Here is a 19,422-nt window from a genome sequence, read left to right on the forward strand (position 1 = left end):
ACCCTTGCCAGATGCAGGGGCAACGCCGTAAGTAGCCCAACTGAAGATCAAAGGGATGTGTCCTTGACAGTTTTTTCCATGCATCAGCGCGGTGCTTCCCATGGATGAGGGACCGCAGTTTGCCAAGGCCTATCGCGATGCGATGGCGCTTTATGCCGGGCACGTGCAGATCGTCACCACCGCCCATGGCGGTGTGATGCGCGGCGTCACGGCGACGGCGGCCTGCTCGGTATCCGACGCCCCGCCGACCGTGCTTGCCTGCGTCAACCGCATGAACCCGCACAACGCCGTATTTGCCGAAACCGGCAATTTCGCGCTCAATGCACTTGCGACGCGCCATCGTCCGCTCGCCGATGCGTTTGCCGGATTTACAGGTCTTTCGGACGAGGCGCGGTTTGCGCTTGCCGAATGGAAGATCGGCGCCTCGGGCGCCCCGGTTCTTGCCGATGCGCTGGCAAGCTTCGAGTGCCGCCTCGTCGAGGCCAAGCCGATGTCGACGCACTGGATCCTGATCGGTGAAGTGGTGGATGTCCGGATGGAAGACGATGACGAGGCGCTGCTTTATTACAGGCGCGGCTATCATCGGGTATAGGAAAAACGGCCGGATCCGTGGCTGAGCGGCTTGTCGCGCACTGTTAGACGGCAGTGCCTGCCAGCCGGGTCAGATCAGCAATGAGCCGCATCCGGATGAGGCTCGGACTGCCGACAGGCCGCGGCTTCAGAGCCTCTGGTGGCCGCCAGCCGCGTCGTGAGGCGTCATACTGGATAGCCTCGCATGGATACCGGCGGGCATCGAATTTCAACGCCATCTTACGCGACTGTTCAAGCCTGCCGCACTCCTCGGGTCATGCCCGAGCATGCCGCCCTTCAGGGTGACAAGCGCTCCAAACACGAAGAACCGCTTCCGGTAACCGGGAGCGGTTCTTCTTTATTCATTGCTTCAGACCTTGATGGCTTAGGCCTTGGCGCCGATCAGCATGAAGGCCGGGATATCGTCGCCGAAGCCGACAGGCGTGTGATCGTCGTCACGGTCGCGGCGGCGCGAGCGGCGGCGGTCGTCATTGGCAGGCTTCTTGTCCTGGCTGGCGGGCTTCTTGTCCTGCATGGGCCTGGTATCCTGAGCGGGTTTCTTCATCTCGGGTTCGCGTGCGGCGGCGGCCGGCTTTTCTTCCTGAACCGGCTTGCTGTCCTGCCTGGCTTCAGGCTTGCGCGCCTTGCCCTTGCGGGTGCGCGCTGCAGGCTTTTCGGCCTCGTCGTCTGCTCCGAGCGAGGAGACGTCGCCATCAAGCCATTCGATCTTGCGGTCGATCAGCTTTTCGATCGCGTCCAGGAACTTGGCGTCCTTGGGGGTGACAAGCGTGAAGGACGCGCCCTTGCGCCCGGCGCGGCCGGTACGGCCAATGCGGTGGACGTAATCTTCCGCATGGATCGGAACGTCATAATTGAAAACGTGGCTGACATCGGGAATGTCGAGGCCGCGCGCTGCCACATCGGAGGCCACCAGGATCGGCAGCTTGCCGTCGCGGAAGTTCTGCAGGATCGTGGTGCGCGAATGCTGGTCCATGTCGCCATGCAGCGCACCGCAGGCATAATCATGGCGCTGCAGCGATTGCAGCAGGTCGGCGACGGATTTCTTGCGGTTGCAGAACACGATCGCGTTCTTCAGGTCGGTCTGGGCGTCGATCACGGCGCGAAGGGCTGCGCGCTTTTCGTAGTCCTTGCCCTTGGTGGCAACCAGCTTCTGCACGACGGTCGCAGCAGTGGAGGAGGGCGGAGCCACCTCGATGCGGGCCGGGTTCTGAAGGAACCGGTCGGCGAGTTTCTGGATCTCCGGCGGCATCGTTGCCGAGAAGAACAGGGTCTGGCGGGTGAACGGGATCAGCTTGGCGATCCGCTCGATATCGGGAATGAAGCCCATGTCGAGCATACGGTCGGCTTCGTCGATGACGAGGATTTCGACGCCGGTCATCAGGAGCTTGCCGCGCTCGGTGTGGTCGAGCAGGCGGCCGGGGGTGCAGATCAGCACATCGGCGCCGCGTTCGAGCTTGCGGTTCTGTTCCTCGAAGGAGACGCCGCCGATCAGAAGAGCGACGTTCAGCTTGTGGTTCTTGCCATACTTGTCGAAATTCTCGGCAACCTGGGCAGCAAGCTCGCGGGTCGGCTCGAGAATCAGGGTCCGCGGCATGCGGGCCCGCGCGCGGCCACGCTCCAGAAGCGTCAGCATCGGCAGCACGAAGGAGGCGGTTTTTCCCGTGCCGGTCTGGGCGATGCCGCATACGTCGCGGCGTTCCAGAGCATGCGGGATGGCTCCCGCCTGAATGGGCGTGGGCACGCTGTAGCCAGCCTCGGTCACAGCGGAGAGTACTTTGGGGCTAAGCCCAAGATCGGAGAATGAGGTCAAAGGGAAACGGGTTCCGTGTTTTCGTGACAAATACGACGGCGCTTTCACCATCGTCATGCGTATGGTGGGCTCGATAGTATCAAATGGCCGAAGAGTCAAGAAAACCCGGATATACAGGGCATTTCAAAGCGTTGAAATGCCCTTTTTGTCGCTTTTGCGCAGTTTACTTGTTTGTCACCGCCTCAAGCACGGCCTCTGCATGACCATCGGCCTTGACCTTCAGCCAGATCTTTTCGAGCTTGCCATCGGCATCGATCAGGAAGGTCGAACGCTCGATCCCCATGAATTTCTTGCCGTACATGCTCTTTTCCTTCCAGACGCCATAGGCCTCTGCGACGCTGTGGTCTTCATCGGCGCCGAGAATGACGGAGAGCGCGTGTTTCTTTGCGAACTTCGCATGGCTCGCCACGCCATCTGGGGATACGCCGAGCACGATTGTGTTCGCCTTTTCAAAGCTTTCGGCGAGTGCCGTGAAGGCGATCGCTTCCACCGTGCAGCCTTTTGTGTCGTCCTTCGGGTAGAAGTAGAGCACCAGCTTCTTGCCCTTGGCGTCGGCAAGGCTGAAGGTCTCCGCGTCAGAAACCGGCAGCGAAAAATCCGGGGCTTTGTCCCCTTCCTTCAGATCGGTCAAAATCTCACTCCTTTGTTCATTTAGCGTTCAAATACTAACCGGCATACATTCCGCCGAATAGCCCGGTTGCAAGCGATACGCTTCGCCGTAATAGTGCGGCTGGAGATTCGCATCGGGCGGTTGATTTCAAGGCGAAGCTTATACGCTTACGGAGCGAATTTGGGCGACAAAAAGCAAAAAGAAACCCTGGTCCGTGGCGAGCGCACACGGTTTGGTCGCGGCGAAAGCGTTTCGCTTCACAAGATGCCGTCGGCCCAGACCCACGAACCGACGCTCGTGCGCTCCGGGCGGCGCCGCAGCTTCCGGCGCCATTGCCTCCAGTTTCTCACGGTTTTCGCTGTCATCGTCGCCGGCATCCTCGCCATCGCGCTTTATGTGATCGAGAGCGGGTCGATCGACCTGTTCCTTGCCGAAAAGGCCAATGAGCAGATCGCTGCCGTCGCGCCGCCCGGCTATCATGCCCGCGTCAGTTCCGCGCAGCTGCGCCTCAGCGGCAACCTCGACTTCCAGCTCGGCGTTGCCGGCGTTGATCTGATCGGTCCTGGCGAAAAGCAGATCGCATCGATCGGAACACTGGATTTCTCCGTGGATCCGATGAAGCTGATCAGGGGGCAGGTCGCCGTCAAGTCCGTTTCCGTCGACCATATCAACTTCGATTCCTCCGCTCTTCCATCCACGGGTACGTTCCGCCTCACCGAGCACCGCGTCGACAGCCTGCCCGCCCTGGTGGAAAAGGCGTTCCAGCAGACGGATTTCGCGCGCAGCATTCTCGAGGCCGCCGACACGCGGTCGATCCACCTGACCGATATCGTCTTTCCGGTTGGCAGCGCCTCGCCCGGCAAGACGGTCGATGTCGATATCCGCGAAATCAATCTCAACCTGCTCGCCGACGGCATCTTGCGTGTCGACAGCCAGATTTCGCTCGATGGCACCGTGGCCTCGGTGTCGGCCGAGGCGATGGAGGCCGATGGCCGCACCGAGAGCCTTCAGGCCGAAGTAACCAATCTGGCGATGACACCCTTCCTGCTACGCGCCAACCGCGCCGGCGTGCCGCTGATGGGCGTGGATGCAACGACGGACCTGCTTCTGTCGCTTCGGCGTGCCGGCGAAGGCAGTGATCCGAAGATCGCTGCCGAAATCGATGTCAGCGCCGGCCGTTTCGTCGCGGATTCGATTGCGCGTCCCTTCAACGACGCCAACCTCAACCTCGTCTACGATCCGCAGAAGCGCTCGATCGAGATGGACGAGTCCTCGTTCGAGTTCGATGGCAGCAGATTTCCGTTCACGGCGGGCATCATTGATCTCGATCAGCAGCAGCCGGGGGTCGAGGATGGCTATGCGCTTGATGTGCTGGTGCGCGGCGGCCGCTTCGAATCGCGCGAGCCGGGACTGCCGCCACTGCTCTTCGATGCCCAGGCGAGCGGCGAGTACCGCGGCTCGATGGCGCGTCTGCTGCTCGACGATATCTCGGTCACTTCTCCGCAGGGCATCATGGCGGGCTCGTTCAAGGCGGTGTTCGGCGATGCAAGCCCCGAACTCAGCTTCGGTGCGCGGGTGGAGCGGATGGACACCGAGGCGGTCAAGCAGCTCTGGCCGTTCTGGATCGCCAAGAAGCCGAGGGAGTGGGTAAGCCGCAACCTTCATGGCGGCGTGATCACCAATGGCGATATCGCCATGTTCCTGCCGGCGGGCAGAATCAAGGGGCCGGGGATTCCCGTCCAGCTCGACGAGACCGAACTGAAGGTCGCTTTCGATATTGACGACACGCGGATCACGATCAGCGACAAGATGCCGGATGTGGAGCGCAGCGATGCCCATGTCGCGATCAAGGGCGGAAGCGTCAACGTCGAAATCAGGGATGGAACGGTCAGCGTCGACAAGACGAACAGCGTCAAGCTCGACGAGGGCACGTTCGCGATCGCCGACACATATACCAAGCCGCTGATGGGAACCGTCGATGTGATGATCTCCGGCACGGCCCGTGACGTGGTCACGCTTGCCGCGGAGCCGCCTTTCAATGCGCTGAGGGCGACCGACTTCGTGCCGGAGGATTTTTCCGGCCGCGCTGAGGTCAACGTCAAGGCAACCTTCCCGCTTGAGCCGGACGTGGACCTTGATCCCGACTGGCATGTGGTCGCCGATATTACCGAGGGCGCCATCGACAAGCCGATCAACAATTTCAAGATCGACAAGCTCGATGGTCTCGTTGAGATTGTGCCGAGCCGGGTTGCCTTTGAAGGCAATGCCAATGCCGACGGCGTGCCGCTCAAGGTGCAGTGGAGCATGCCGATCACCAAGCCGGGTACGACGCTTGAAGGAGAGGCGGCGCAATCGGTGCTCTGGGTCTCCGGTAATCTCAATGACGCTGAGCGCAATCAGTTCGCGCCGGGGCTCGACGATTATGTCAGCGGCCCGATCGCGGTGACGGTCGAGGGCGCGGAAGAGGGTAATCTGATTGCCGTCGACCTGCAGCAGGCCACGCTGTCCCTGCCATTCATCGGCTGGCAGAAGCCGCCGGGCGTTGCGGCAAGCCTTTCCTTCAACCTCAAGCCCGGCGAGAATGGTCTGACCAGTCTCGACAAACTGCATCTTTCGGGAAGCGGACTGGGGGCGAGCGGCAATGTGAAGATCGACAAGGTCGGTCTTCTGTCGGCCACGCTGACGGGGGTCGCGCTATCAGCAGGCGACAGCCTGAATGTCGGGGTGCAGCGCGGCAAGGACACGCTTGCCGTGACGCTGACCGGCCGTTCCTTCTCGGCAAAGCCGCTGCTTGACCAGCTGGTAAAGGGTGGCAAGGGCGGTTCTGCGGGCGGCAAGGGAAAGAGCGGCGGCAGCGATGTCGATGTGCATTTCGATATTGCCCGCGTTTCGGGCGAAAACGACCGCGAGCTTTCCGGTGTCAATGGCGATATCACGGTTCGCAAGGGGACGATGACCAACGCCGTCTTGAAGGCGACGACCGCATCCTCCCAGCCGATGACGCTCACTGTCGCGCCGGATGGCGGCCAGACGTCGGTATCGCTGCAGACCTCGGGTGCCGGTGCCCTGCTGCGTTTCGTCGGCATCTACCAGAAGATGACGGGCGGCAAGCTCAACTTCGACATGATCGAGACCGAAACCGGCTGGCAGGGCATGGCGACCCTGGCCGATTTCCAGCTGATAAAGGACGAGCAGCTGAAGAAGATCCTCACCGCGCCCACCACTGGCGACGGCAAGAGCCTGAATGCCGCCTACAAAAACCAGATCAACGAGACCGACCAGCGTTTCCAGCGCGCCCAGGCGGTGATCGAGATCTCCAATGGCGTGGTGCGGGTGTCCGATGCCTATGTGCGCGGCGATCAGGTTGGGGCGACGGTCAAGGGCGTGGTACGCGATGCCGCCGGCAATATCGACATGACCGGTACCTTCATGCCCGCCTATGGCCTCAACCGCATCTTCGCCGAAATTCCGTTGCTCGGCCCGCTGCTCGGCAATGGCAATGACAAGGGCCTGTTCGGCATCACCTTCCGCCTGACCGGCAAGACCGAGAAACCGGAGCTGATCGTCAATCCGCTGTCGGCGATCGCGCCCGGCGTGTTCCGCAGGATTTTCGAGTTTCAGTAGGGGCAAGGGTGCGCGCCAAGAAGGGCGGCTGCGGCCGTCCACAGATTGCTGACAGACACCTAGCTGCGCGGGGCGATATCTCCACTGCCCTTCCCACAGGTGTCATGCTCGGACTTGATCCGAGCATCCAGGCGGCTCAAGTTGTTGAGCTTCCCAAGACTTGTTGCAACCCTTTGCCGGGCTTCATGGATCCTCGGATCAAGTCCGAGGATGACCCGAGGGGGTAGGACAGGTTATTTACCAAACTGAGCCCGGCTGCGTCCGCTTAGACCGGGCGCACCAGAATGTGCTTTTTCTTGCCGAGCGAAAGCTTGACCACGCCTTCCGGCGACAGCGCATCGGCGCCGACCGCCATGCGTTCGTCGGATACGGCCGTGTCGTTGACCTTCACAGCGCCGCCCTTGATGTGGCGGCGTGCCTCGCCGTTGGAGCCTGCAAGGCCTGCGGCAACCAGCAGCGTGAGGATGCCCATTCCGCCGTCGAGCTCGGCCTTGGCGACCTCGATCGTCGGCAGGTTTTCGGCGAGCGCGCCTTCCTCGAAGGTCTTGCGCGCCGTCTCTGCGGCCTCTTCCGCCGCCGCGCGGCCATGAAGGATGGCGGTGACTTCGGTCGCGAGGATTTTCTTGACCTCGTTGATCTCGGCGCCGCCAAGGGCAGCAAGCCGCGCAATCTCGTCCATCGGCATTGTCGTGTACAGCCTCAGGAAGCGGCCGACATCGGCATCTTCGGTGTTGCGCCAGAACTGCCAGAAATCATAGGCCGACAGCATGTCCGGGTTGAGCCAGACGGCGCCATTGGCAGACTTGCCCATCTTGGCGCCGGACGAGGTCGTCAGAAGCGGGGCCGTCAGCGCGTAAAGCTGCGGTGCATCCATGCGATGGCCGAGATCGATGCCGTTGACGATGTTGCCCCACTGGTCTGAGCCGCCCATCTGCAGCCGGCAGCCATAGTTCCTGTAAAGCTCGACGAAATCGTAGGCCTGCAGGATCATGTAGTTGAATTCGAGGAAGGACAGCGACTGTTCGCGGTCGAGCCTGGTCTTGACGCTGTCGAAGGACAGCATGCGGTTGACCGAGAAGTGACGGCCGACATCGCGCAGGAATTCGAGATAATTGATGTCGCGCAGCCAATCGGCATTGTTGATCATCAGCGCATTGCCATTGTCGTAATCGATGTAGTTGGCAAAGACGCGTTGGATCGAGGCGATGTTGTCCGCGATGGTATCGACGGTCATGAGCTTGCGGGCTTCGTCCTTGAACGAGGGGTCGCCGACCATTCCGGTGCCGCCGCCCATCAGCGAGATCGGCCGGTGGCCGGTCTTCTGGAACCAGTGCAGCATCATGATCTGTATCAGCGAGCCGGCATGCAGCGAAGGCGCCGTCGGATCAAAGCCGATATAGGCCGTCACCTGCTCCTTCGAAAGAAGGTCATCTAGGCCGGTCTCATCGGAAATCTGATGGATAAAACCGCGCTCTGACAGCGTGTGCAGGAATTCGGATTTGAACGTCGACATGGGGCTTACTTCGATTGATGGATAAAAGACGCGCGGGCTTTAGCACGGTTTTCTGTCGATGTGCACCTGCTTTTGGAAAAGCCATCCCGGTGCCGTCCGCGAACGGACCGGCCGCCCGGTCATGCGGCGCGCAGCGTACGCCGGTAGAGGCGGCGGGCTTTTTCACCGCGCTGCAGGCGTTCCCTGATGAAACCGCATACGCCAGTTTCCGTCGATCCTCTGCCAGAGAGAGCTGCGGTTGCAATGGGCCGTTGTCGAACCGTCGGGAAACCGGTGGAATGATCGATAGGTCAGCAGCGCCGCATCATCGCTGATCGCATAGAGCTGATAGCTGTCGCTTTCCACCGTATGGTCGTTCTCTTCCTCTGCTTGAAGCGCTGCGAGTATCGCCACCCTGTCGAAGCGCCTTCCCGAACTGCCGAATTCGGTGAAGTCTTCGGAAAGAAGGGCTGCGAGTCTTGTGGAATCGCGTCGGATATCCGGTTGATGAAGCGCGGTTTCCAACGCTTTCAGCTGCACGATCTCAGGCATGTGCTTGCTCCATGGTTCGTATTGATCCTCACCAAAACGAAAACGGCCGGGTCATCCCCGGCCATTTCAAGCGTCATTGCGTCGGCAATTACCTGATCCGCTTCGGCGCGGGTTCCGGCACGAGTTCGCCATCGAGGCGGCGGTCGAGATAGTCCTCGCATTCGCCCAGAAGCTCTTCATTCTTGCCGGAGAAGAAGTGGTTGGCACCCGTCACCGTCTTCTGGGTGATCAGGATGCCCTTCTGGGTCTTCAGCTTTTCAACCAGGCCGTTGACATCGCGCGGCGGAGCCACCTTGTCGGCATCGCCGTGGATGATGAGGCCGGAGGAAGGGCAGGGCGCGAGGAACGAGAAATCGTAAATGTTGGGCTGAGGGGCGATCGACATGAAGCCCTCGATCTCCGGACGGCGCATCAGAAGCTGCATGCCGATCCACGAGCCGAACGAATAGCCGGCGACCCAGCAGGTCTTGGAATCGGGATGCAGGCTCTGCACCCAGTCAAGCGCTGCTGCCGCATCCGACAATTCGCCGGAGCCGTGGTCGAACTCGCCCTGGCTGCGGCCGATGCCGCGGAAATTGAAGCGCAGCGTTGTGAATCCGCGCTTCTGGAACATGTAGAAGAGTTCGTAGACAATCGGGTTGTTCATGGTGCCGCCGAAGCGGGGGTGCGGATGCAGCACGATCGCGATCGGCGCATTCTTTTCCTTGGATGGCTGGTAACGGCCTTCAAGGCGACCGGCCGGTCCGTTGAAAATCACTTCAGGCATTGGCTCTCCGGAATTCTGGGGTTCGAATTTTTCGTCTGTTTGCGCGCGTCACGTTGACTTGACTCAATCGGTCATATTTTTTACAAACAGTTTAGAACCATTCGAAAATAAGCTATCGTCTGTTCTGCGGTCCAAATAGGGCAAGCCACTGGTGAATTTCAAGGAAAATACGCCTGCCGCAGATATCGGACAGGTAATTTGAGACAATGACCAACGCCGAACGGATTTATCTCGACTGGAATGCGACCGCGCCGCTTCTGCCTGAAGCGCGCACGGCGCTGCTGGATGGCCTCGCTTTGCAGGGCAATGCCTCTTCCGTCCATCGCGAGGGGCGGGCAGCGCGTGCGGCCATTGATGCGGCGCGCCGCCAGGTGGCAGAGTTCGTTGGCGCTGATGCGGCCCATGTCTTCTTTTCGGCAGGGGCGACGGAATCCGCAAACCATGTGCTGACGCCGGACTTCCGGATGGGGCGCAGCGCCGTTCGTCTCGGCGGACTTTTCGTCTCTGCAATCGAACATCCCGCCGTCCGCGAAGGCGGCCGCTTTGACGCGCGCCAGGAAGTACCGGTGGGCCCGGATGGCATTGTCAGGCTTGATGCGCTTGAGGCAATGCTTGCCACGCATGATCGCTCGGCCGGCCCCGCGATGGTCGCCATCATGGCAGCCAACAGCGAGACCGGCATCATCCAGCCGGTGGCTGAAGCCGCGCGCATTGTCCATGCCCATGGCGGGCTCATCGTGGTCGATGCGGTTCAGGCCGTCGGGCGCCTGCCCGTTTCGATTGAGGCGCTTGGTGCCGATTTCCTGATCTTGTCGTCGCACAAGATCGGCGGACCCAAGGGCGTCGGGGCGCTGGTCACACGCGGAGAGACGCTGATGCCCGCGCCGTTGATCCGTGGCGGCGGACATGAAAAGGGGCATCGGTCTGGCACGGAGAACATCGCCGGCATCATGGGCTTTGGCGCAGCGTCCGCTTTCGCCTCGCGCGATCCTGCCGAACGCAATGGCCGCATCGAGGCCTTGCGCACCCGGCTCGAAGCAGGCATGCGGGCGGCGGCAGCGGATGTGGTGATCATCGGCGAAGGCGGGCCGCGCCTGCCCAATACAACGTGCTTCATGCTGCCGGCGCTGAAGGCCGAAACCGGTCAGATCGCGTTCGATCTGGAAGGCATCGCGCTTTCCGCAGGCTCTGCCTGTTCCTCCGGCAAGGTTGGCGAAAGCCACGTGCTGAAGGCGATGGGGCTTGATCCGCGGCTTGGCGCCTTGCGTATCTCGCTGGGCTGGGAAACGGATGAAGCTTCGGTCGATAGGGCGATTGCGGCCTTCGCCCGGATCGCGGCGCGGCGAAGATTGCCGGTTGCTGCTGTATGAATAATTGATGAATGACAGGCCGCGCGGGGTGTAAATGCTGCGCAGTCTGATTAAATAGAGCGGTGAACCCGCTTGGGAATGCGAACCGCCGGACCTTGAATCCGGTTAGAGTGGAGTGACAATATGGTTGCCGTAAAAGAGACCGTCGATCAGGTCGCCGAGATCGATGTCGATCAGTACAAATACGGTTTTGAGACGATGATCGAAGTGGACAAGGCGCCCAAGGGCCTGTCCGAGGATATCATACGTTTCATCTCCCACAAGAAATCCGAACCGGAATGGATGCTGGAATGGCGTCTTGAGGCCTATCGCCGCTGGCTCACCATGGAAGAGCCGAGCTGGGCGCGGGTGAATTATCCGAAGATCGATTTCAACGACATCTATTACTACGCCGCGCCGAAATCCTTCACCGGCCCGAAGACGCTGGACGAGGTCGATCCGGAACTGCTGGCAACCTATGCTAAGCTCGGCATTCCGCTGCAGGAGCAGGAAATTCTTGCCGGCGTCGAAGACAAGCAGCACCAGCCCAAGAGCCGCGTTGCCGTCGATGCCGTGTTCGATTCCGTTTCCGTCGTCACCACCTTCAAGAAGGAACTTGCCAAGGCCGGCGTGATCTTCATGTCGATCTCCGAGGCGATCCGCGAGTATCCGGAACTGGTTCAGAAATATCTGTTCTCGGTTGTGCCGCGCGGAGACAATTACTATGCGGCGCTGAATGCCGCCGTGTTCACCGATGGCTCGTTTGTCTACATCCCCAAGGGCGTGCGTTGCCCCATGGAGCTGTCGACCTATTTCCGCATCAACGAGAAGAACACCGGCCAGTTCGAGCGCACGCTGATCATTGCCGAAGAAGGGTCTTACGTCTCCTATCTGGAAGGCTGCACCGCGCCCCAGCGCGACGAGAACCAGCTGCACGCGGCCGTCGTCGAGCTGATCGCGATGGATGATGCCGAGATCAAGTATTCCACCGTCCAGAACTGGTTTCCGGGCGACAAGGAAGGCAAGGGCGGCATCTACAACTTCGTCACCAAGCGCGGCGATTGCCGTGGCGCCAATTCGAAGATCTCGTGGACGCAGGTCGAAACCGGTTCGGCGATCACCTGGAAATATCCGTCCTGCCTGCTGCGCGGCGACAATTCGCGCGGCGAGTTCTATTCGATCGCGGTCTCCAACGGCCATCAGCAGATCGACAGCGGCACCAAGATGATCCACCTCGGCAAGAACACATCGAGCCGGATCATCTCCAAGGGTATTTCGGCGGGCGTTTCCAATAACACCTATCGCGGCCAGGTCTCGGCCCACCGCAAGGCGGAAAACGCGCGCAACTTCACCCAGTGCGACAGCTTGCTGATCGGCGACAAGTGCGGCGCTCACACCGTGCCCTATATCGAGGCCGGCAATTCATCCGCCCGCTTCGAGCACGAGGCCACCACCTCTAAGATTTCCGAGGACCAGCTGTTCTACTGCATGCAGCGCGGCATCCCTGAAGAAGAGGCGATCGCGCTGATCGTCAATGGCTTCGTGCGCGAGGTCATTCAGGAGCTGCCGATGGAATTCGCGGTCGAGGCCCAGAAGCTGATCGGGATTTCGCTGGAAGGGAGCGTTGGGTAGCCACTCTTTCAGCCGTCATCCTCGGGCTTGACCCGAGGATCCAACCACCGGGCCGGGAATGAAGCGTGAGTTTGTTCGAGCGAGGACTGGCAAAGCTGAATGGTACCCGAAACGCCGTTCGTATGGAGACGTGATTAGATCCTCGGGACAAGCCCGAGGATGTCGAGCGGAGAGGTGGACGTGCGATGACAGGCTATGTCTACATGATGTCGGACAAGCCGCGCGGCGTAATATACACCGGCGTCACGAGCGACATTCATGGACGGGTCTTTGAGCACAGAAACGAAACGCACGAAGGGTTTACGTCGAAATATAGGGTGAAAAATCTGGTCTGGTTTGAACTGCACCCGAACATCGTGCTGGCAATTCAGCGGGAGAAGTCCCTGAAACGGTATCGACGAGACTGGAAGATCGGGCTTGTTGAAGAGTTGAATCCGAACTGGCTGGATTTGTTCGAGCGCATTGATGAAATCGAGAATGTTTACAAACCGCATCCTGGGATGCGGAAGTATGGAGACTACAGCTGAACGAGCGACGTCGCTGCGCAGACAATGTCAGTTTTGACAACACCGGCCCACCCTCAGGCGTCATCCTCGGGCTTGTCCCGAGGATCTAACCACCGGGCAGAGGATGAGACGTTGGTTTGTTCGAGTGAGGACTGGCAAGGCAGAGTGCGACCCGACACTTCGCTCGTGTTGAGACGTGATTAGATCCTCGGGACAAGCCCGAGGATGACGCAGAGAATAAAAGGGGCCCGAGCGATATCGCCGCCGCCGCTGACGGAAGGAAACGAAAGATGCTTGAGATCAAGAACCTGCACGCACGCATTGCCGAGGATGGCACCGAGATCATTCGCGGGCTGAACCTGACCATTCAGGATGGCGAAGTGGCGGCGATCATGGGCCCGAACGGTTCGGGCAAGTCGACGCTGTCCTATATCCTTGCCGGCCGCGAGGATTACGAGGTCACCGAAGGCGAGGTGCTGTTCAACGGCGAGAACATTCTGGAGCTCGATGCCGCCGAGCGCGCGGCCAAGGGGCTGTTCCTGGCCTTCCAGTATCCGGTCGAAATTCCGGGCGTTGCCACCATGCAGTTCCTGAAGGTCGCGATCAACGAGCAGCGCAAGGCGCGTGGCGAGGAAGAGCTTTCGACGCCGGACTTCATCCGCAAGGTGCGCGAAGGCGCTGCCGAACTGAAGATCGACTACGAGATGCTGAAGCGCCCGCTCAATGTCGGCTTTTCCGGCGGCGAGAAGAAGCGCGCGGAAATCCTGCAGATGTCGCTCCTGGAGCCGAAGCTCTGCGTGATGGACGAGACTGACTCGGGCCTCGATATCGACGCGCTGAAGATCGTTGCCGACGGCGTCAATGCGTTGAGAGCCCCCGATCGCTCCGTGATGGTGATCACCCACTATCAGCGCCTGCTCGACTACATCGTTCCGGATACCGTCCACGTGCTCTACAAGGGCCAGATCATCAAGACCGGCGGCAAGGAACTTGCCCACGAACTCGAAGCCAATGGCTATGCCGATATCATCGGCGAGGCAGCCTGAGGCGGGAGCGCGATGATGAACATGCAAAACAAGATAACGCTGACGGCCGCCGAGGAAGCGCTGCTCGCCTCCTTCGGCAGGCTTTCCGGATCGTTGCCCGGTAATGCCGATGTGACGATGGAACGCGATCGGCTGGCCGGTGACATCCGCAACAAGGGTCTGCCGACGCGCCGCATCGAGGCGTGGCACTACACCGACCTGCGCAACCTGCTCCGCACGGTGCCGGACGATAGCGGCGAGGCGGTCAATCCGGTCAAGGCGCTGCTGGAAGGCAGCGAGGTTCTCCAACTGGTGCAGGGCCGCGCCAGCGATGCCGACGACATCGATGGCGTTGCCGTTTCGAAAGTCTCGGACGCGCTTGCCGATGGCGATCAGTCGGTGCGCTTCCCGCTGTCGCATGAACATGATGCGATCGGCCGCATCAACGGTGCACTCGTCAGTGACGGTTTCATTCTGGATATCGCGGAGACGCTTGCCGCGCCGATCGAGTTGCAGGCCGTTCATGGTGGTGGCCAGGTGCATACCCGCAACCGCCTCACCTTTGCCGAGGGCGTGACCGGCACGGTAATCGAGCGCCATATCGCGCCCGATGGCGATGCCGCGCTGGTGAGCAATCTGACGGCGATCTCGCTCGGCAAGGATGCCGAGGTCACGTATGTTGTGATGCAGCAGCAGGGCGTGGAAGACATCCATCTCGGCAAGCTGAAGATCGAGCTTGGCGAAAACGCAAAGCTCAAGCTTCTGATCGTCAATGCCGGCGGAAAGCTGGTGCGCCACGAAATCGATTGCACCGTCAAGGGCGAGGGCGCCGACCTGATGTTGCGCGGCGTCAATCTGCTCGGCGGCGAGACCCATACCGACATCACCTTCGATCTCGGCCATAACGTGGCGAACACCACGTCCACCGAGATCATCCGCAATGTCGTGTTCGACAAGGCGCGCGGCGTCTTCCAGGGCCTGATCCGGGTTGCCCCCGATGCCCAGAAGACCGATGCCAAGATGTCGTGCAACACGCTGCTGATGAGCGATTTCGCGTCGTTCCATGCCAAGCCCGAGCTCGAAATCTTCGCCGATGACGTGCAATGCGGCCATGGCGCGACGGTGACCGACCTTGACCCGAACCATCTCTATTACCTGATGGCGCGCGGCATTCCGAAGAAGGTTGCCGAAGGCCTGCTGATCAACGCCTTCGTCGACGAAGTGGTCGAAGAACTCGAAAACGAAGCGCTGACGGAAGCCGTCGAGGCGATCATCACGGACTGGCTCGACGGCCATGCGTGATCTGCCGGTCGGCCTCGATCATTGCGTCATCCATGTCTCGGACTGGGCACGGGCGCGCGACTTCTACACGAGAGTGATCGGGGCGACGGTGATCGGCGGGGCTGAAGGGCCATGTGCCTTCCGGCTCGGCCATCAGCAGCTCAATGTTCACGGCGCGGGCGTTAATGCCGCGCCGGTGGCGAAAATTCCGGTTCAGCCCGGCAACAGCGATCTCTGCTTTCGCTGGGATGGCCCGATCGCCGATGCGATCGCCCATCTGAAGGCGGAAGGCGTCGATGTGGAGCTTGGCCCGGTCAGCCGCAACGGAGCGGGCGGGAAAGGCGACAGCGTCTATTTCCGCGATCCGGACGGCTCATTGATGGAGTTCATCAGCTATGGACACTAAAGTTTCGACCTACGACGTCGACAAGATCCGGCAGGATTTCCCGATCCTGTCGCGCACCGTCCATGACGGAAAGCCGCTGGTCTATCTCGACAATGGCGCCTCGGCGCAGAAGCCGAAGGCGGTCATCGACGCGATCACCAACGCCTATTCCAACGAATATGCGAATGTCCATCGCGGCCTGCATTTCCTTTCCAATGCCGCAACGGACGCCTATGAGGCGGCGCGCGAGAAGGTGCGCGCCTTCCTGAATGCCGGTTCACTCAACGAGGTGATCTTCACCCGCAACACCACCGAGGCGATCAACACGGTCGCCTATGGCTGGGCGATGGCGCATCTGAAGGAAGGCGACGAGATCGTCCTTTCGATCATGGAACACCACTCCAACATCGTTCCCTGGCACTTCCTGCGCGAACGCATGGGCGTGAAGATCGTCTGGGCGCCGGTGGATGACGATGGCGAGTTCCACATCGAGGACTTCGAGAAATGCCTGACGGACCGGACCAGGCTGGTCGCCATCACCCAGATGTCGAACGCGCTCGGCACCATTGTCGATGTGAAGGAAGTGACCCGGATCGCCCATGAGCGCGGCATTCCGGTTCTGGTCGATGGATCGCAGGGCGCCGTCCACATGCCTGTCGACGTCCGCGATATCGGCTGCGACTGGTATGTGATGACCGGTCACAAGCTTTACGGCCCCTCCGGCATCGGCGTGCTTTACGGCACTTATGACCGGCTGTCCGAGATGCGCCCGTTCCAGGGCGGCGGCGAGATGATCGCCGATGTGACGATGGAGGGCGTGACCTATGCCGATCCGCCGCACCGCTTCGAGGCGGGCACCCCGCCGATCGTCCAGGCTATTGGATTGGGCGCTGCCCTTGACTATATGCAAGGCATCGGCCGGTCGGCGATTGCGGCCCATGAGGCGGATCTGACGGCCTATGCCAAGGAACAGCTCGGCCACGTCAATGCGCTGCGGGTGATCGGCGATGCTCAGGCCAAGGGCAGTATCTTTTCCTTCGCGATCGAAGGTGTGCATGCCCACGACATTTCGACCATCATCGACCGGCGCGGCGTCGCCGTTCGTGCCGGCACCCATTGCGCCCAGCCGCTTCTGACGCGTTTTGGCGTGACATCGACCTGCAGGGCCTCGTTCGGCCTTTACAATACCCGCGCGGAAGTGGACGCGCTGGTGGAAGCGCTGGATTATGCGCGCACTTTCTTTGCCTGAGAATGGCTTGCCTGATAGGGGGCGCTGATGACTGCTGAAACCGAAGACAAGACCGCTGTTGAACCCGGCTCCTCGATCCCGCCGGAGGAGCTTGCGCGGCTTTCCGACGATATCGTCTCCGCGCTGAAGACGGTCTACGACCCGGAAATTCCCGCCGATATTTTCGAACTCGGCCTGATCTACAAGATCGACGTCGATGACGACCGGCTGGTGAAGATCGACATGACGCTGACCGCGCCGGGTTGCCCGGTTGCCGGCGAAATGCCGGGCTGGGTCGAAAACGCCGTCGGCGCCGTCGAGGGCGTCTCGGGCGTCGAAGTCGAAATGACCTTCGATCCGCCGTGGACGCCGGACCGCATGTCGGAAGAGGCCAAGGTGGCTGTCGGCTGGTATTGAGGTAACGTCTGCTGGCGCATCTGCGAGCGGCTATCAAATCCACCCTCAAGGGTGGAGATATGACGACGGAAAGGTCGTGTTGCTTTTGGGAGCGCCGAACTGGAGCAGGGCACAGTGCCACCCACCACCCGCAGCGTCATCCTCGGGCTTGACCCGAGGATCCAACCACCGGGCCGGGCGTAAGGCGCTGGTTTGTTAGAGCGAGGCGCTGCAAGGCGTAATGCGGCCTGCCACTCCGCTCGTGCTGAGACGGGATTGGATCCTCGGGTCAAGCCCGAGGATGACGCCGAGGGGGAGGAGTGGGTGTCCGGCAGTTAGCGCGGTTGCGCTTCGACACGGGCGCTCATGCTCCCGCCGCCTGACAGGTAGGAGGCGCGCTATTGACGCCGCCGCCGCGTACTGATGCAATGCACCGATAACGCCGGGCCTTGAACCCGGATGTTGATGGAGAATGAAAATGGGCTTTCAGGTTATCACGCTCACCGATGCGGCAGCGACGCGCATCAACGAGATCACCGGCAATGCAGGCGCGGAAGCGCTGGGGCTGCGCGTGTCGATCAAGAAGGGCGGCTGCGCCGGCATGGAATATGCCGTCGATCTGGTCACCGGCGAAAACCGCAACGACAAGGACGATTTCGTCGAGCACTCCGGCGCAAAAGTCTGGGTCGATCCGGCTGCAGCACTTTATCTGCTGGGAACCGAGATGGATTTCGAGGTCACCAAGCTGCGCACCGGTTTCGTGTTCCGCAATCCAAACGAGACCTCGGCCTGCGGCTGCGGCGAATCGGTGGAACTGAAGGCCGCGGACCTTGCCGAACTCGCCAAGGCCCGTCAGGCTGCTGCGCACTGAGCGTGCATTTCTCCCGACGATACAAATAAGCAAGATCTTTCAAGGAAACTTGCGTCAAGCCTCATAAAATGTTGAATTGGCAGCGCCTTCTTCCGGCGCATTCATCATCATCTGCGAGGCCCGCCTGTGACTTCTCGAAACACGGCAATCTGGCGCGAATGGCCGATTGCGCTCATCTGGGCTGCGTTTGCGCTGCTTGCCGCGTTCGGGGCATCCCTGAAGCCGGGTTATATCGGCACGGCGGGTGCTCTGATCGTGCTCGGCGTGATCTTCGTGGTGATGCTGATGGCGGTGTTCCGGGTGGTGCATCACGCCGAATGTCTGGCGGCGATCTTCGGCGAACCGCTCGGCACGCTGATCCTGACGCTATCGGTGATCGGCATCGAGGTGGCGCTGATCACGGCGGTGATGCTGACCGGCGACAATACGCCGACGCTTGCCCGCGACACCATGTTTTCGGTTCTGATGATCGTGCTGAACGGTCTGGTCGGTCTCAGCCTGCTGATGGGCGGGCTGCGCCACGGGCTTCAGGTCTTCAATCTGTCGGGCGCCAATGCCTATCTGATCGTGCTTCTGCCGGTGGCGATCACCAGCCTGATCCTGCCGAGCTTTACGTCTTCTGCGCCTGGCGGCGGGCTTTCCAATCTGCAAACGGTATCCCAGATCCTGATTTCGCTCGTGCTTTACGGGGTGTTTCTGCTGTTTCAGACCGTGCAGAACCCAGTGAGCTTCCAGCAGCCGCGCCTGAACGACGATCAGTCCGGCGATCATCATCACGACCTTCAGCCGAAAAGCGCGGGCTTTCACGCCGCTGGTTTGTTGGCCGCGTTGCTGCCGCTGGTGCTGATGTCGAAGAAGCTCGCCGTCTATGTCGATTTCGGCATTGCCCAGGTCGGCGCGCCGGTGGCGCTTGGCGGTTTCATCGTCGCGATCATGATCCTGACGCCGGAGGCGCTGGCGGCGCTTGATTCCGCGCGCAAGAACCAGCTCCAGCGCGCCGTCAATATCTGTCTCGGCTCCGCGCTCGCGACCATTGGCCTGACCGTGCCGGCGGTGCTGATCGCGGCCTATTTCGTCGGCCTTCCGATCGAGCTGGGGCTAACGCCCGCAGGCGTGGTGGTGCTGACGATGTCGCTTGCCATCAGTATCGTCACCTTCGTCGGCACCCGCACCAACTCGCTGCAGGGCGTCGTCCATCTGGCGGTGTTCTTCGCCTATGTGATCCTGATCTTCGACGGCGATTTTTAGAGATTTTTTCCCGAAAACGCGGCAATGATGCCTCGGGTCATGCGAATCGGGGCACG

General features: G+C 60.9%; 16 protein-coding genes and 1 pseudogene. 12 read left to right on the forward strand and 5 right to left on the reverse strand.

Features of this window, described 5'->3' with window-relative positions:
- The first annotated feature begins 100 nt into the window (after nucleotides 1–100).
- Entirely contained in the window at nucleotides 101–592 is a 492-nt protein-coding gene (locus HPQ62_RS07135) for a flavin reductase family protein (protein WP_174801822.1), read from the forward strand.
- 363 nt (nucleotides 593–955) lie between these two features.
- Here the strand turns inward: HPQ62_RS07135 and HPQ62_RS07140 are convergent, their stop codons facing one another.
- Both HPQ62_RS07140 and bcp read right to left on the reverse strand, forming a co-directional pair.
- A complete protein-coding gene (locus HPQ62_RS07140; RefSeq protein ID WP_174801960.1) occupies nucleotides 956–2,452 on the reverse strand; it encodes a DEAD/DEAH box helicase in 1,497 nt (498 codons plus the stop codon).
- 112 nt (nucleotides 2,453–2,564) lie between these two features.
- Nucleotides 2,565–3,032 carry a thioredoxin-dependent thiol peroxidase gene (gene bcp / locus HPQ62_RS07145; RefSeq protein ID WP_174801823.1) on the reverse strand — a complete coding sequence of 156 codons (468 nt, stop codon included), beginning with the start codon at nucleotides 3,030–3,032 and terminating at the stop codon, nucleotides 2,565–2,567.
- A gap of 159 nt (nucleotides 3,033–3,191) precedes the next feature.
- Between bcp and HPQ62_RS07150 the strand changes: the two genes are divergently transcribed.
- The gene (locus HPQ62_RS07150) at nucleotides 3,192–6,635 is read left to right on the forward strand and encodes a YhdP family protein (protein ID WP_174801824.1); all 3,444 of its coding nucleotides are present in this window, start codon (nucleotides 3,192–3,194) and stop codon (nucleotides 6,633–6,635) included.
- A gap of 265 nt (nucleotides 6,636–6,900) precedes the next feature.
- On the opposite strand, the gene tyrS is transcribed toward HPQ62_RS07150, so the two are convergent.
- The 3 genes and pseudogenes from tyrS to HPQ62_RS07165 form a co-directional block, all read right to left on the reverse strand.
- Entirely contained in the window at nucleotides 6,901–8,148 is a 1,248-nt protein-coding gene (gene tyrS / locus HPQ62_RS07155) for a tyrosine--tRNA ligase (RefSeq protein ID WP_174801825.1), read from the reverse strand.
- Between the two features lie 162 nt (nucleotides 8,149–8,310).
- A complete protein-coding gene (locus HPQ62_RS07160; protein WP_174801826.1) occupies nucleotides 8,311–8,679 on the reverse strand; it encodes a nuclear transport factor 2 family protein in 369 nt (122 codons plus the stop codon).
- A gap of 88 nt (nucleotides 8,680–8,767) precedes the next feature.
- Nucleotides 8,768–9,454: pseudogene (locus tag HPQ62_RS07165) on the reverse strand (alpha/beta hydrolase); the annotation flags it as partial.
- A 197-nt stretch (nucleotides 9,455–9,651) separates the two neighbouring features.
- On the opposite strand from HPQ62_RS07165, the gene HPQ62_RS07170 reads away from it, so the two are divergent.
- The 10 genes from HPQ62_RS07170 (at nucleotide 9,652) to HPQ62_RS07215 (ending at nucleotide 19,366) form a co-directional block, all read left to right on the forward strand.
- Nucleotides 9,652–10,815, forward strand: a complete 1,164-nt coding sequence (locus HPQ62_RS07170; RefSeq protein ID WP_174801828.1) for a cysteine desulfurase family protein — start codon at nucleotides 9,652–9,654, stop codon at nucleotides 10,813–10,815.
- Nucleotides 10,816–10,938: 123 nt separating this feature from the next.
- Nucleotides 10,939–12,426: a Fe-S cluster assembly protein SufB gene (gene sufB, locus HPQ62_RS07175; protein WP_174801829.1), complete on the forward strand. Its 1,488-nt coding sequence runs from the start codon at nucleotides 10,939–10,941 to the stop codon at nucleotides 12,424–12,426.
- Nucleotides 12,427–12,611: 185 nt separating this feature from the next.
- Nucleotides 12,612–12,953: a GIY-YIG nuclease family protein gene (locus HPQ62_RS07180; RefSeq protein WP_174801830.1), complete on the forward strand. Its 342-nt coding sequence runs from the start codon at nucleotides 12,612–12,614 to the stop codon at nucleotides 12,951–12,953.
- A 269-nt stretch (nucleotides 12,954–13,222) separates the two neighbouring features.
- The gene (gene sufC / locus HPQ62_RS07185; protein WP_174801831.1) at nucleotides 13,223–13,978 is read left to right on the forward strand and encodes a Fe-S cluster assembly ATPase SufC; all 756 of its coding nucleotides are present in this window, start codon (nucleotides 13,223–13,225) and stop codon (nucleotides 13,976–13,978) included.
- 15 nt (nucleotides 13,979–13,993) lie between these two features.
- The gene (gene sufD, locus HPQ62_RS07190) at nucleotides 13,994–15,259 is read left to right on the forward strand and encodes a Fe-S cluster assembly protein SufD (RefSeq protein ID WP_174801832.1); all 1,266 of its coding nucleotides are present in this window, start codon (nucleotides 13,994–13,996) and stop codon (nucleotides 15,257–15,259) included.
- A complete protein-coding gene (locus HPQ62_RS07195; RefSeq protein ID WP_174801833.1) occupies nucleotides 15,252–15,644 on the forward strand; it encodes a VOC family protein in 393 nt (130 codons plus the stop codon). Before sufD ends, HPQ62_RS07195 begins: the two co-directional genes overlap by 8 nt.
- Nucleotides 15,634–16,872 (forward strand): cysteine desulfurase, encoded by a 1,239-nt coding sequence (locus tag HPQ62_RS07200; RefSeq protein WP_174801834.1) that lies wholly within the window; start codon nucleotides 15,634–15,636, stop codon nucleotides 16,870–16,872. Before HPQ62_RS07195 ends, HPQ62_RS07200 begins: the two co-directional genes overlap by 11 nt.
- Nucleotides 16,873–16,899: 27 nt before the next feature.
- Nucleotides 16,900–17,268 (forward strand): SUF system Fe-S cluster assembly protein, encoded by a 369-nt coding sequence (locus HPQ62_RS07205; protein WP_174801835.1) that lies wholly within the window; start codon nucleotides 16,900–16,902, stop codon nucleotides 17,266–17,268.
- A gap of 457 nt (nucleotides 17,269–17,725) precedes the next feature.
- Nucleotides 17,726–18,118 (forward strand): Fe-S cluster assembly scaffold SufA, encoded by a 393-nt coding sequence (gene sufA / locus HPQ62_RS07210; RefSeq protein ID WP_174801836.1) that lies wholly within the window; start codon nucleotides 17,726–17,728, stop codon nucleotides 18,116–18,118.
- 126 nt (nucleotides 18,119–18,244) lie between these two features.
- Nucleotides 18,245–19,366: a calcium:cation antiporter gene (locus HPQ62_RS07215; RefSeq protein ID WP_174801837.1), complete on the forward strand. Its 1,122-nt coding sequence runs from the start codon at nucleotides 18,245–18,247 to the stop codon at nucleotides 19,364–19,366.
- Nucleotides 19,367–19,422: the final 56 nt, after the last annotated feature.

This window comes from Martelella limonii (genome assembly GCF_013344475.1).
Classification (GTDB): Bacteria; Pseudomonadota; Alphaproteobacteria; order Rhizobiales; family Rhizobiaceae; genus Martelella; species Martelella limonii.

Coding starts and splice junctions, on each gene's coding strand:
- HPQ62_RS07135 (WP_174801822.1), top strand. CDS start 101: ATGGATGAGGGACCGCAGTTTGCCAAGGCCTATCGCGATGCGATGGCG.
- HPQ62_RS07140 (WP_174801960.1), bottom strand. CDS start 2,452: ATGGTGAAAGCGCCGTCGTATTTGTCACGAAAACACGGAACCCGTTTC.
- tyrS (WP_174801825.1), bottom strand. CDS start 8,148: ATGTCGACGTTCAAATCCGAATTCCTGCACACGCTGTCAGAGCGCGGT.
- HPQ62_RS07160 (WP_174801826.1), bottom strand. CDS start 8,679: ATGCCTGAGATCGTGCAGCTGAAAGCGTTGGAAACCGCGCTTCATCAA.
- HPQ62_RS07170 (WP_174801828.1), top strand. CDS start 9,652: ATGACCAACGCCGAACGGATTTATCTCGACTGGAATGCGACCGCGCCG.
- sufB (WP_174801829.1), top strand. CDS start 10,939: ATGGTTGCCGTAAAAGAGACCGTCGATCAGGTCGCCGAGATCGATGTC.
- HPQ62_RS07180 (WP_174801830.1), top strand. CDS start 12,612: ATGACAGGCTATGTCTACATGATGTCGGACAAGCCGCGCGGCGTAATA.
- sufC (WP_174801831.1), top strand. CDS start 13,223: ATGCTTGAGATCAAGAACCTGCACGCACGCATTGCCGAGGATGGCACC.
- sufD (WP_174801832.1), top strand. CDS start 13,994: ATGAACATGCAAAACAAGATAACGCTGACGGCCGCCGAGGAAGCGCTG.
- HPQ62_RS07195 (WP_174801833.1), top strand. CDS start 15,252: ATGCGTGATCTGCCGGTCGGCCTCGATCATTGCGTCATCCATGTCTCG.
- HPQ62_RS07200 (WP_174801834.1), top strand. CDS start 15,634: ATGGACACTAAAGTTTCGACCTACGACGTCGACAAGATCCGGCAGGAT.
- HPQ62_RS07205 (WP_174801835.1), top strand. CDS start 16,900: ATGACTGCTGAAACCGAAGACAAGACCGCTGTTGAACCCGGCTCCTCG.
- sufA (WP_174801836.1), top strand. CDS start 17,726: ATGGGCTTTCAGGTTATCACGCTCACCGATGCGGCAGCGACGCGCATC.